General features: G+C 68.5%; 10 protein-coding genes. 1 reads left to right on the top strand and 9 read right to left on the bottom strand.

Features of this window, described 5'->3' with window-relative positions:
- Positions 1-142: 142 nt before the first annotated feature.
- From ABZX92_RS28265 to ABZX92_RS28245, 5 genes are read right to left on the bottom strand one after another with little or no spacing between them, the layout of a single operon-like run.
- Positions 143-1,249, bottom strand: a complete 1,107-nt coding sequence (locus ABZX92_RS28265; RefSeq protein ID WP_355565608.1) for an oligopeptide/dipeptide ABC transporter ATP-binding protein — start codon at positions 1,247-1,249, stop codon at positions 143-145.
- Positions 1,246-2,244 carry an ABC transporter ATP-binding protein gene (locus tag ABZX92_RS28260; RefSeq protein ID WP_355565605.1) on the bottom strand — a complete coding sequence of 333 codons (999 nt, stop codon included), beginning with the start codon at positions 2,242-2,244 and terminating at the stop codon, positions 1,246-1,248. The genes ABZX92_RS28265 and ABZX92_RS28260 overlap by 4 nt, the downstream gene beginning before the upstream one ends.
- 6 nt (positions 2,245-2,250) lie before the next feature.
- Complete coding sequence (locus ABZX92_RS28255; RefSeq protein ID WP_355565602.1) at positions 2,251-3,174, bottom strand: ABC transporter permease; 924 nt, start codon at positions 3,172-3,174, stop codon at positions 2,251-2,253.
- Positions 3,175-3,179: 5 nt separating this feature from the next.
- Entirely contained in the window at positions 3,180-4,184 is a 1,005-nt protein-coding gene (locus tag ABZX92_RS28250) for an ABC transporter permease (protein WP_355565599.1), read from the bottom strand.
- 42 nt (positions 4,185-4,226) lie between these two features.
- Positions 4,227-5,906, bottom strand: a complete 1,680-nt coding sequence (locus tag ABZX92_RS28245) for an ABC transporter substrate-binding protein (protein WP_355565596.1) — start codon at positions 5,904-5,906, stop codon at positions 4,227-4,229.
- A gap of 216 nt (positions 5,907-6,122) precedes the next feature.
- On the opposite strand from ABZX92_RS28245, the gene ABZX92_RS28240 reads away from it, so the two are divergent.
- Complete coding sequence (locus tag ABZX92_RS28240) at positions 6,123-9,401, top strand: BTAD domain-containing putative transcriptional regulator (RefSeq protein ID WP_355565594.1); 3,279 nt, start codon at positions 6,123-6,125, stop codon at positions 9,399-9,401.
- Here the strand turns inward: ABZX92_RS28240 and ABZX92_RS28235 are convergent.
- From ABZX92_RS28235 to ABZX92_RS28220, 4 genes are all read right to left on the bottom strand, one after another.
- The gene (locus ABZX92_RS28235; RefSeq protein ID WP_355565591.1) at positions 9,380-9,901 is read right to left on the bottom strand and encodes a (d)CMP kinase; all 522 of its coding nucleotides are present in this window, start codon (positions 9,899-9,901) and stop codon (positions 9,380-9,382) included. The genes ABZX92_RS28240 and ABZX92_RS28235 overlap by 22 nt on opposite strands.
- Complete coding sequence (gene recR, locus ABZX92_RS28230) at positions 9,898-10,506, bottom strand: recombination mediator RecR (RefSeq protein ID WP_355565588.1); 609 nt, start codon at positions 10,504-10,506, stop codon at positions 9,898-9,900. The genes ABZX92_RS28235 and recR overlap by 4 nt, the downstream gene beginning before the upstream one ends.
- A gap of 38 nt (positions 10,507-10,544) precedes the next feature.
- Positions 10,545-10,847, bottom strand: coding sequence for a YbaB/EbfC family nucleoid-associated protein (locus tag ABZX92_RS28225; RefSeq protein WP_355565614.1), 303 nt, complete (start codon positions 10,845-10,847; stop codon positions 10,545-10,547).
- A 220-nt stretch (positions 10,848-11,067) separates the two neighbouring features.
- Positions 11,068-13,101: a DNA polymerase III subunit gamma and tau gene (locus ABZX92_RS28220; RefSeq protein WP_355565586.1), complete on the bottom strand. Its 2,034-nt coding sequence runs from the start codon at positions 13,099-13,101 to the stop codon at positions 11,068-11,070.
- Positions 13,102-13,106: the final 5 nt, after the last annotated feature.

The following is a 13,106-nucleotide window of genomic DNA, read 5'->3' as shown; positions in this document are numbered from 1 at the left end:
AAGGACCTGCGCGACAAGCTGCAGCCGGCCGAGCTCAAGAAGCTGGTCGACGCGTACACCACCTCCGCGGTGAACCTGTACACCTACCTCGCCGATTTCGTCCTGTTGGAGAGGACGAAAGCGCCCCGCGTACCGTCCGGAACTAGGGGTTTAGCGCTTCGGTTACCGAGGCTGGGCCCACCAGGGGGACGTCCGGCGAGAGGCCGTCGGTCTCCTCGATGAGGATCGGCTTCACCTCGTGCGGCTGGATCTCGCCGGAGCGGATCTGTTCGACGTAGTGGCACGCGACCTTGTGGCCCGGCTTGAGTTCCCTCAGGACAGGGCGTTCGGTGTCGCAGCGGGACGCCTGCCGCCACGGGCAGCGGGTGTGGAACCGGCAGCCGGTGGGCGGGTTCGCGGGCGACGGGAGGTCGCCGGCGAGCAGGATCCGTTCGCGCCGGTCCTCGACCACGGGGTCGGGCACCGGGATCGCCGACAGCAGCGCCCGCGTGTACGGGTGCAGCGGCTCGGCGTAGAGGTCCTCGGAGGTGGCCTCCTCGACCAGCCCACCGAGGTACATCACGCCCACGCGGTCGGAGATGTGCTTCACGACCGCGAGGTCGTGCGCGATCACCAGATAGGTCAGGCCGAACTGCTTCTGCAGCTCTTCCAGCAGGTTCACGACCTGGGCCTGCACCGACACGTCCAGCGCGGACACCGGTTCGTCGGCGACGATCAGGTCCGGGTTGAGCGCCAGCGCCCGCGCGATGCCGATGCGCTGCCGCTGACCGCCCGAGAACTCGTGCGGGTACTTGCGCAGCGCGGTGGACGGCAGGCCCACGGCCGTCAGCAGCTCGCGGAGCCGCTTCGACGTGGACTCCTTGCTCTTGTCCAGGTCGTGCGCCCGCAGGCCCTCGACCAGGATCGACTCCACGGACTGGCGCGGGTCGAGTGAGGACAGCGGGTCCTGGAACACCATCTGGATCCGGCGCCGCATCTTGCGCAGCTCCTCGCCCTTCAGCGAGGAGAAGTCCTGCCCGTCGAAGATCATCTTGCCGTCGGTGGGCTCGTTGAGCCGCAGCATCGCCCGCCCGAGGGTGGACTTGCCGCAGCCGGACTCGCCGACCAGGCCGTACGTCTCGCCGCGCTTGATCTCGAGGTCGACACCGTCGACCGCGTAGACGTAGCCGACGGTGCGGTCCATGAACACGCCCCGCTTGATCGGGAAGTGCACCTTCATGTCCTGCACCGAAACCAGGGTCTCGCTCATACCTGCACCTCCTCGGCGGCGGGAGTTCCCGGCACCACCGGGTTGTGGCAGCGCAGCAAGCGCCCCAGCTGGTCCTCCTCGGGTGGCGTGACCTGCACGCAGATGTCGAGCGCGTTCGGGCACCGCGGCGCGAACGCGCACCCCTCCGACCACGGGATGTTGTCGGCGACCGAACCCTTGATCGGCGTCAGCTTCGAGTGACGAGCCGCGTCGAGCCGCGGGATCGAGGCCAGCAGGCCGTGCGTGTACGGGTGGCGCGGCTCGGCGAAGAGCTTGTGCCGCATGGCCTTCTCGACCACCTTGCCGGCGTACAGCACGTTCACCTCGTCGCACAGGCCCGCGACGACACCCAGGTCGTGGGTGATCATCACGAGCGCGGTGCCGAGGTCCTGCACCAGTTCCTTCATCAACGACAGGATCTGGGCCTGGATGGTCACGTCCAGCGCCGTCGTCGGCTCGTCCGCGATCAGCAGCTTCGGCCGGCACGCCAGCGCGATGGCGATGAGCGCGCGCTGCCGCATCCCGCCGGAGAGCTGGTGCGGGTACTCCTTGAGCCGCCGGTTCGGGTCCGGGATGCCGACCTTGTCCAGCAGGTCCTTCGCCTCGATCATGGCTTCCTTGCGGGGCATGCCGCGGTGCCGTTCGAGCACCTCGGTGACCTGCAGGCCGATCGGGACGACGGGGTTGAGCGAGGACAGCGGGTCCTGGAAGACCATGCCGAGCTCGCTGCCGCGCTTGTCGCGCATCTGCTTGTCCGACAGCTTCAGCAGATCCGTGCCGTCGTAGGTCACGCTGCCGGTGACCACGGCGCCGCGCTTGGGCAGCAGACCCATGATCGCCAACGAGGTCACGGACTTGCCGCAGCCCGACTCGCCGACGAGGCCGACCGTCTGGCCGGGTTCGACGTCGAAGCTGACGCCGTCGACCGCGCGGAACGGTTCCTCGCCCCTGCGCTGGAACACGACGGTGAGGTCACGTACTTCGAGCAGTGCCACGACGACTCACCGCCTGTTCTTCGGGTCGAGGGCCTCGCGCAGGGTCTCACCCATGAGCGTGAAGCCGAGCGCGACGATGATGATGCAGATCGCGGGGTACGCGGCGAGCTGCGGATGCGTGTCGAACACGTTCTGCACGTCACCCAGCATCTGCCCCCACTCCGGGATCCGGTCGTCCGGGTTGCCGAGGCCGAGGAACGACAGCGCCGCGGCCTCGATGATCGCGGTCGCCAGCACCAGCGTGGACTGCACGATCACCGGGCTGAGCGAGTTCGGCAGCATGTGCCGGAACACGATCGCGCCCTTCTTCACGCCGAGCGCGGTCGCCGCCAGCACGTGGTCGCTGTGCCGTTGCGCGAGCATCGAGCCTCTGAGCAACCGGGCGAACACCGGGATCTGCACGATCGCGACCGCGAGGATCACGGTGAACTGGCTGGGCTTCGCGAACATCGCCGCGATCGAGAACGCGAGCAGCAGCGACGGCAGCGAGAGCATGACGTCGACGAGTCGCATGACGGCCGAGTCGACCCAGCCGCCGATCGCGCCGGCCAGCGTGCCGAGGATCAACCCGCCGGTCAGGCCGATCAGCGTCGCACCGACACCGACGATCAGCGTCTGCTGCGAGCCGACCAGCAGGCGCGACAGGAAGTCGCGGCCCTGCAGGTCGCCGCCGAGCGGGTGGCCCGGCTGCGAGGGCGGGATCTCGTTGCGCGCCTTGACGACCTGGTCGATCAGCATCTGGTCGGACGGGCTGTGCGGCGCGAGCCACGGCGAGATCAGCGAGACCACGATGAAGATGCCGATGATCACCGCGCCGGTGAGGAACACCGGGCTGCGGCGCAGCCTCTTCCACGCACTCGCGGCGAGCGAGACGCCCGCGCTCTCGGCGAGGTCGTCGATCTTTTCCTTCTTGGAAACACCAAGTGCCACAGCGCTCACCTCGTCCTGATGCGCGGGTCGATGAGCGCGTACGAGAGGTCGACCAGGAGGTTGACCACGACGTAGACGATCGTGGCCATGATGATCAACAACAGCAGCACCGGGTAGTCGCGTCGTTCGAACCCGATGGCGAGCGCCTGGCCGACCCCCGGGATCGAGAACACCTTCTCGGTGAGCACCGCGCCGGAGAGCAGCGCACCGGTCTGCAGACCGATCGTCGTCACGACCGGCAGCATCGCGTTGCGCAGCACGTGCCGGCGGCGGATCACCTGAGCGGTGAGGCCCTTGGACTCGGCGGTGCGCACGAAGTCCTCGTCGAGCACGTCGAGCACGGCCGCGCGGGTGATCCGGAAGATCACCGCGAACGGGATCGTGGCGAGCGCGATCGAGGGCAGGATCAGGTGTTCCAGCGCGTCGAACGTCGCATCCCACTCACCGGTGAGAACGCCGTCCAGGGTGAAGAACCCGGTGACGCGGGTGGCGTTGATGTCTCCCTGCCGGCCCTGCGACGGCAGGCCGAGCCCGACCGACGCCGCGTCCTTGAGCACATAGGCGAGGAAGAACACCGGCACGGCCACGCCGATGAGCGAGCCGATGACGCTGAGGTTGTCGAACCAGCCGCCGCGGCGCTTCGCGGCGAGGTATCCGAGCGGGACGCCGACCGCGATCGCGATGACGATCGCGAAGAAGCTGAGCTCGATCGTCGCGGGGAACCGCTGGATGAAGATGTTGAGCGCGGAGTCACCGGGCTGGACACCGGTGGAGACGCCGAAGTCGCCGGTCGCCGCGCGACCGAGGAACTTGAAGTACTGGACGAAGATCGGCTGATCGAGGCCGAGCTGCTTGGTGAGTTCGGCTGCCTTCTCCGGGGTAGAGCGATCTCCCAGGAGGGCCGAGACCGGCCCTCCTGGGAGAAGTCGCATCCAGGAGAAGAGCAGCAGCGAGAGCACCAGCACCACGCCGACCAGCTGAATCAGCCGTCGAATCGTGTAGCGGAGCACTTGAGCTACCCCGTTGTTCTCTTGTGGTGGGAGCTGGTCCGCTCAGCCCTTGGAGGCCGAGCCGAACTTCTCGTCGGTCAACGGGCTCGGGACGACACCCTTGATGTCCGACTTCAACACCAGAGCGGGCGGGGAGTGCGAGATCGGGATCGCGGGGAGGTACTCCTCCATGATCCGCTTGTTCAGGCCCTCGTAGAGCGACTTGCGCTTGTCCTTGTCCGGCTCGGCGTTGGCCTTGGCCAGGTCGTCGGCGAGCGTCTTGCCCCACGCGGACACACCGGTGTGGAAGCGGTTGTCGGTGCGGCCGAAGAACGTGCCGACCCAGTTGACGGGCTGGCCGTTGTCACCGGTCCAGCCGAGCAGGAACAGGTCCGGGATGCCCTGGTCGACGTCGGTCAGGTAGCCACCGTTCCACGGCTTGGTGACCACGTCGATCTTGATGCCGGCCTTCTGCAGGTCGCCGGAGATCGCGCCGAACAGGTCCTTCGGGGACGGCATGTACGGGCGGGTGACCTCGGACGGCCAGTAGAACTTCAGCGTCAGGTCGGACGCACCGGCCTCTGCCAGCAGCGACTTGGCCTTGGCCAGGTCGTACGGGGCGGCCTTCAGGTCCTTGTTGTAACCGGCGACGGTGTCCGGCATGAACTGCGTCGCGACCTTGGCACCCTCGGGCAGCTGCGACTTGACCAGCTGCTCGCGGTTGATCGCGTACTGCAGGGCCTGGCGGACCTTGAGGTCGGCGAGCTTCGGGTTGTTCTTCTGGTTGATGCCCAGGTAGAACACGTTGAACGCCGGGCGGATCGCGACGTTGAAGCCGTCGGACTTCAAGCCGGCCCAGTCAGCCGCGTTCGGCAGGTCGTACCCGTCGATGTCGCCGGCCTTGATCGCCTGCTTGCGGGCGGTCTCGTCCGGGATGATCTTGAAGACGATCTTGTCCAGCTTGGCCTTCGTACCCCAGTAGTCGTCGTTGCGGACGAGCTCCACGGTGTTGTTGGCCTTGTCGTACTTGCCGAACTTGAACGGGCCCGTGCCGGTCGGGTGCTCGTTCGCGTAAGCCGGGTAGGTGAACGCGTCACCGGCGGCCTGGACGTTGTCCGCGTCGTACTTCTTCAGCGCCTCGGGGCTCGACATCGAGAACGAGGTGAAGCCGAGGACGTCCGGGAACTGCGAGTTGACCTCGGCCAGTTCGATGACGGCGGTCTTCGCGTCCTTGGCCGTGCACGACTTGTACAGCGAGGGCTTGTCCGGCGTGTCCTTGAACCCGCCGAAGTTGTCCAGCCAGTACTGCGAGACGGCGTCGGACTGGCCGGCGCCCTTCTGGTTGTACCAGCGCTCGAAGTTGAAGCAGACGGCCTCGGCGTTGAAGGCGGTGCCGTCGTGGAACTTCACGCCCTCCTTGAGGGTGAACGTCCACGTCTTCGCGTCGGAGCTGGACTCCCACTTGGTGGCCAGCGCGGGCTCTACCTCGGCAGTGCCGGGCTTGAATCCGACCAGGCCTTCGAACATCTGGCGAGAGACCCGGAAGGTCTCGCCGTCCGTCGCGTAGAACGGGTCGAAGAGCTTCGGTGCGCCGGCAGCGCCGAAGGTGAGCGTGCCGCCCTCCTTGCCGCCACCACCAGAGTCGCGCTGGGATTGCGCGCAACCGGACAGGGCCAGCGCGCTGACGCTGAGGAAGCCGATCGCGGCAACCCAACGGCGGCGAGCCGTTACTGAGTGGACCATCAAACACCCCTTGGACAATCCGCACATCTCACGGTGTGGTCGCCGACCATAACCGTTGTTCATACCCCTCCCGAGGTAACTCAGGTCACGATCCGGCCACTAGACCAGGCATTCTGATACGTCCGGCGCATGCCCGCTGACCCAACGTGAGCACGGCAGATGCGTCGAACGCTCTCCTAGGCTGTAGAAACAACAACGACACGCGGAGGAGGTCGCATGAGCAGGCAGGTCGAGTTCCGCGTCCTCGGCCCTCTGCAGGTCCTCCTCGACTCCGAACCACTGCTGGTGCGCGCCGGTCGTCAACGGGCGCTGCTGGTGTCGTTGTTGCTGCGTGCGGGCACTTCGGTGTCCGTGGACGAGCTCGCCGGGAACGTGTGGGGTGACGACCCGCCGGCCCGTGCTCGTGCCACTTTGCAGACCTACGTGATGCGCCTCAGACAGCTGCTCGGGCCGTCGGTGCCGATCAGAACCGTTCCAGACGGGTATCTGATCGATGTCGACGAGAAGACGATCGACCTGATGCGCTTCGAGCCGTTGATCGAACAGGGCGAGCAGGAGCGCGCCGCGGGCAACCTGCAGGCCGCCTCGGCCGCGTTCGCCGCCGCGCTGGGGCTCTGGCGGGGTCCGGCGCTGGTCGACGTGCCGTCGGAGATCCTGCACCGCGACGAGGTGCCGCGGTTGAACGAACGCCGCCTGCACGTGCTGGAACGCCGGGTCGAGGTCGATCTCGAACTGGGCCGCCACGGCGAGCTGGTGGCGGAGCTGTCACGGCTGACCAGCGAACACCCGTTGCGCGAACGGTTCTGGGCGCAGCTGATGGTGGCGCTGTACCGGTCCGGCCGGCAGAGCGAGGCGCTGGCCGCCTACCAGCGGGTTTCGCGGTTGCTGGGCGACGAGCTGGGCATCGATCCCGGTGACGAGCTGCGGCGCGTGCACGGCCAGGTGCTGTCCGGGTCGATCGACTCGGTGGCGACTGCTTCCGCTGGTGCATCCGTCGTGGCCGCCAAGCCGGAGCGGGTCGTGCCGTCGCAGCTGCCCGCCGATATTCCGGACTTCGTCGGCCGCGACGAGGCCGTGTCGTTGATCGTCGCGCTGCTGCGGACCGCGCAGGGTGTGCCGGTGGTCACGCTGGCCGGGCCTCCCGGGGTCGGGAAGACGGCGCTGGCCGTGCACGCGGCGCACCGGATGCGGGCGGACTTCCCGGACGGTCAGCTGTACGTCAACCTGCGCGGATACGCTCCCGGGCCGCCGTTGAGCGCGGTCGACGTGCTGCCGCGGTTCCTGCGCGCGCTCGGGACCGAGCCTGATCAGGTTCCACTCGACCAGGACGAGCAGGAAGCCATGTTCCGGTCGACCCTGACCGGTCAGCGCGTGCTGTTGTTGCTGGACAACGCGTCGTCAGCCGAGCAGATCCGGCCTCTTCTCCCTGGCTCACCCGGTTGTGCGGTGCTGGTGACCTCGCGGGACACGCTGCGCGGTCTGGCCGTGTCGCACGCGGCGTCGAACGTGCGGCTGGACGTGCTGGACTGGAGCGAGACCAAGGCGCTGCTGGCCGGGATCCTGGGTGCGGACGAGGTGGCTTTCCAGGAGGAAGCCGCGTCGGAGCTGGCGGCGTTGTGCGCACGCCTGCCATTGGCTTTGCGTATCGCAGCCGCGAACCTCGTGTCGCGTCCGGAGCTGTCCATCGCGGACTACGTGGAGGAGCTGCGGGCGGGCAATCGCTTGGCGGCTCTGGCGGTCGAGGGTGACGAACGGGTCGCGGTGCACGCGGCGTTCGATCTGTCCTACACGGCCTTGAAACCGGAGCTGGCGCAGATGTTCCGGTTGCTGTCGCTCGTTCCCGGCACGGACTTCACGCCCGAGATGGCGGCTGCTCTGTCGGGACTGACCACTCAGGACGCCCGCCGGCGGCTCGACCGGCTGGCCACCGCGAACCTGATCGCGAACCACGCGCCGTCGCGCTACCAGTTCCACGACCTGCTGCGCGACTACGCGGCCGAGCGGCTGGCGTTCGAGGAAGGCCGCGCGGACTCCCGCCTGGCGTTGCGGCGGCTGGTGGACTGGGCGGTGCGCTCGGTCGACAACGCCACGTCCGCGATGAAGTCCACGCTGTTCCGCTTCCCGCGGCCGGCGCCGTTGGACGGCGTGGTGCCGCGGACGTTCGCCACCGCCACCGAGGCGTTGACGTGGCTGGACGTGGAGCGCGCGAACCTGGTGGCCCTGGTCGCGCACGCGGTCGAGCGCGACCCCGAGAACTCGCCGTGGCAGCTGGCCGATGCCCTGCGCGGCTACTTCTACACGCAGAGCCTGACCGCGGAGTGGCGGGAGACCGCCAAGGCCGGGCTGCTCGGGGCTCGTGCGCCGCGCGACGAGCTCGGGCAGCTCGCGATGCTGTCGTCGTTGGGGACGCTGTACTGGGTGACCGGGCAGCACCGCAACGCGTTGGGCTACTACCAGCAGGCCATCGCCCTGCAGGAACACATCGACCTGCCCGAGGCCGAGGCCGCCGTGCTGTCGAACGCGGGGTCCGTGTACATCGACCTGGGCGAGCTGGAGCACGCCGCGGACCACCTGGAGCGGGCTTTGGTGATCGCCCGCCGCGTCCGCGCGCCTCAGGTGCTCGCCAACGCCCTGTTCAACCTCGGCGGCGTCTACATGCAGCTCGGCCAGCTGGACCGCGCGGCGTCGACGTTCGAGGAGGCGCTGCAGGACGCCACGCGCCTCGACTCGTGGACCTTGCAGGCCAACTCGATGCGCGCTCTCGGCGAGGTGCACGCGTGGCGCGGCGAGCCGGAGCTCGGCGCTTCCTACTTCGCGCGGGCGAGCAAGCTGTACGAACGTGCGGCCGCCCGCAACTTCGGCCACACCATGCACGAGGGCATGGCGATCACGCTGATCATGCGCGGCCGCTACGAGGAGGCCGCCGTCGAGGCTTCTCTGGCGATGCAGATCGCGCAGGACCTGGAGAACGCCAAGAGCGTTTGTGACGCGCAGAATCTGCTCGGCCGTGCCCTGGAAGGCGCTGGGCGCCTGGACGAGGCGATCGAGCAGTTCTCGTCCGCGTTGGCGATCGCGCAGGAAACCGGTTACTCGTGGGGCACCTGCTCGGCCCGTCGCGGTCTGGCCTCGGCGTACCGCGGGGCCGGACGTTACGAGGAGGCGTTGGCCACGGCGACCTCGGCTCTGGTCGAGGCCGGGCGGTCGCAGTTCCGGTTGGCGGAGATGGAGGTGCTGCTCGTGCTCGGGCGCACGCACCTCGACACCTCGGACGCTGCTGGTGCTCTTGAGTGTGCTTTGCGGGCCTCGGAGGTGGGCTCGGCCTCGGGGCACCGGTGGGTCTACGGGCGTGCCTTGCAGTTGGCCGGCGATGCTTCGGCGGCTTTGGGCGAGGTGGACGCGGCGCGTGGGTACTGGGCGTCGTCGTTGGAGGTGTTCAGCTCGATCGGAACGCCTGAGGCCGTGGTGGTCCGGGCTCAGCTGGAGCTGACGACGTAGTCCGCTCTGGCCCTGGTCTTGTCGACCACGAACCAGCCTCTTTCGTACTGCTGCCAACGGATGAAGTGGTGCCGGTGGCGCTCGCCGTCCCTGGCCACCGCGCGTTCGAGCCTGCTCGCCTCGTCTCCGTGTTCGACGAAGATCGCGAGACTCAGTTTCGGGGCGATGGCTTTCCTGGCTGACGAGAAGCCCTCCAGGATGATGGTCCTTTGTGGACTGATCGTTACTTCCGGGCCTTCGTCCTCGCGCGGGAAGCCCGCGGACCAGTCCGTGATCCGGTAGCCGGCTTCCTGGCCGTTCTCGATGGCGTCGAGTGCTCGTGCCAGCTTCGGCCACCACAGCGTCGTCGGGTCTTCCCACGTCGCGAAGTGGTCGGTCTTGATCAGCTGGGCGCCGAGTTGCTCGGCGAGTTTCTCCGCGAACGTCGACTTGCCCGCGCCGGTCGGGCCGTCCACCGCGACCAGGCGGGTGTCGCCCAGCCGCGGTGGAGCGGTGTTCACATGCTCCGGCGACCAGATAGCGCACGCCCCAGGGTGAGTTCGTCCGCGAACTCCAGGTCGCCGCCCATCGGCAGGCCGCTGGCCAGCCTCGTGACGGTCAGCCCAGGGAAGTCCCGCAGCATCCGGACCAGGTAGGTGGCCGTGGCCTCGCCCTCGGTGTTGGGGTCCGTGGCGATGATGACCTCGGAGATGTCCACACCGTCGGTGGCCGTGCCGATCCGGTTGAGCAGCTGGCGGATGCGCAGCTGGTCCGGGCCGACGCCGCTCAGCGGGTCGAGCGCGCCACCCAGGACGTGGTAGCGGCCCTTGAACTCCCTGGTGCGCTCGATGGCCTGGACGTCCTTCGGCTCCTCGACCACGCAGACCAGGCTGAGGTCGCGTTTCGGGTCGCGGCAGATTCGGCACCTGGCCTCGGCGCTCACGTTGCCGCAGACGTCGCAGAAGACGACGCCTTCCTTGACCTTCTGGAGTGCGTTCTGGAGCCGCTCGATGTCAGCCGGTTCCGTGGCCAGGAGGTGGAAGGCGATTCGCTGGGCACTCTTCGGGCCGACGCCCGGGAGTCTGCCCAGCTCGTCGATCAGGTCCTGTACTGGGCCCTCGTACATTCGGTTGCCGTCTCTTCGTTCTCAGCCGAGCTTTGCTCTCAGCCGAGCAGTCCGCCGAGGCCGCCCTGGGCGAGCGGGCCGAGCTTCTGCTCCACGAGCTGCTGGGCCTTCTGGTTCGCGTCCTTGATCGCGGCGATGACGAGGTCCTGGAGGGTTTCCACGTCTTCCGGGTCGACGATCTTCGGGTCGATGGCGAGGTTGATCAGCTCGCCGCCGCCGGTGACCGTGGCGGTGACCAGGTTGTTGCCCGCGTTGCCGGTTACCTCGGTGTTGGCCAGCTCTTCCTGGGCGGTTGCCATCTGCTGCTGCATGTTCTGGGCCTGCTGGAGCAGGGCCTGCATGTCGAACTGACCGGGTTGCACCGCTGGTCCTCTCTCGGGCTGGCTTGGAGTGGGTTCCAGCGTACGGGTTTGCTGGTGCGGTGCTGTTCTGGCTCGGGATGGCCGCCGTTGGCGGGGGTGGTCTGGCGTCTGCAAGTACTGCCAACACATGATCGAAACGCCTCCGACTACCGCCAACATGCAGAAGACCCCGGGCGTCGGGGTCTTCTGGCGGCTGTGGCTAGGCCTTTTTCAGTGGGCGGGCGCCTAGTTCGTCGGCCAGGAGTTGGAGCATCACTGCTTCGGGGTCCTGTGCCTTGGTCATGGCGTCCGGGTCCGCGGGGCGGGCGGCTTCGGCCAGCATCGCCTCTTCGTCGTCCGGTTCCGGCGGGAGGGGGTCGTCGGGCTCCGGCGGTTCTGGGGGCGGTGGAACGTCGTCCGCTGGTGGGCGGGGTGGGGCTTGGCGTTGTGGTTCTGGTTGGCGTGCCGGGGGTTGCTGGGCCTGGCTCGGGCGGGTCGGGGCTGGGCGGGCGACCTTTTGCGGTTGGGCCGCTTGGGGGGCCGCGCCCGGGGTGCCGTGAATGCAGCGGACTTGCCAGGTGCCGCCCAGGACGGTGGTGAGGGCGTTGGCGATCGCCTCGGTGTTGCGGGGCTCGGCCAGGCGGCGGGCCAGAGGGGCCGAGGTGTGGGCGATGGTGACCACGTTGCCGTCCACCTCGCTGACCATGGCGTTGGTCAGCATCGCCTCGGTGCTGCGGCTGGAGGCGCGGACTGCGGCCAGCAGGTCGGACCAGACTCGGCGCACGGCGGTGGCGTCCAGGGTGCCGTTGGCCGCTGAGGCGGCCTCGGCCACCGGCTCCGCCGGAGCTTCGACAGGTTCCTGCGCCGGAGCCGGAGTTGGTGCCGGAGCCGGAGTTGGTGCCGGGGCCGGGGTTGCGGCCGGGGGCTGGACTGCCGGGGCCGTTGCCTGAGCTGGCACGGATGGCGCCTGGGGCTGGCGAGGAGGTTCTGGCTGGGAGGCCTCGGCCGGGGTTGGTTGTTGGGACCTGCGGGTGAAGACCTGGGCGCCTGCCGGTGGGGCGGTGGCCGGCGCGTCGCCTGAGGCGGCGATTGCGGCCGGGGGGCGGCGTTCCAGTTGTTCCAGGCGTTGCAGGAGAGCGGCTTCCGACTGGCTCACTGACGGGAGGAGCATGCGGGAGACGAGGAGTTCCAGCAGCAGGCGCGGGGCGGTGGCGCCGCGCATGTCGACCAGGCCCGTGTGGACGATTTCGGCGTAGCGGGTGAGGGCGGCTGGGCCCAGGCGTTCGGCTTGGGCCGACATGGTGGCCAGCTCGTCTTCCGGGGCGCTGACCAGGTTGCGGTCTGCCGCGTCGGGGACTGCGCAGAGCAGGACGAGGTCGCGGAGACGGTCGAGCAGGTCGCTGGCGAAACGGCGGGGGTCGTGGCCTGCTTCCACGAGGCGGTCGATGGTGCCGAAGATCGCGGCGCCGTCGCCTGCGGCCAGGCCGTCGACCACGTCGTTGATCAGGGCCGAGTCGGTGACGCCCAGGAGCGTCATGGCCTGCTCGTACTTCACGCCGTCCGGGCCCGCGCCGGAGAGGAGCTGGTCCATGACCGACTGGGTGTCGCGGGCCGAGCCGCCGCCTGCCCGGATCACCAGGGGGAAGACCGCTGGTTCTACCGCCACGCCTTCGGCCGCGCAGTTGCGTTCGAGCAGGCTGCGCATGACGCCGGGCGGGATCAGGCGGAACGGGTAGTGGTGCGTGCGGGAGCGGATGGTCGGGAGGACCTTGTCCGGCTCGGTCGTGGCGAAGATGAAGATCAGGTGCTCTGGCGGCTCTTCGACGATCTTCAGCAGGGCGTTGAAGCCCTGCGTGGTGACCATGTGGGCCTCGTCGATGATGAAGACGCGGTACTTGGACTCCGCCGGGGCGTAGAAGGCCTTCTCGCGGAGCTCGCGGGTGTCTTCCACACCACCGTGCGAGGCGGCGTCGAGTTCCACGACGTCGACACTGCCGGTGCCGTTGGGGGCCAGGCCGATGCAGCTGTTGCACTCGCCGCACGGGTCGGGCGTCGGGCCCTGCACGCAGTTGAGCGAGCGGGCCAGGATTCGGGCCGACGAGGTCTTGCCGCAGCCACGCGGGCCGCTGAACAGGTACGCGTGGTTCACCCTGCCCGCCGCCAGCGCGACTCGCAGCGGATCGGTCACGTGCTCCTGGCCTACGACCTCGGAGAACGTGGCCGGACGGTACTTGCGATACAGAGCGAGCGCCACGCCGC

Origin of the sequence: Lentzea sp. NPDC006480, from assembly GCF_040611995.1 — a bacterium.
Classification (GTDB): Bacteria; Actinomycetota; Actinomycetes; order Mycobacteriales; family Pseudonocardiaceae; genus Lentzea.
This window is presented reverse-complemented; position numbering and strand designations above follow the sequence as displayed.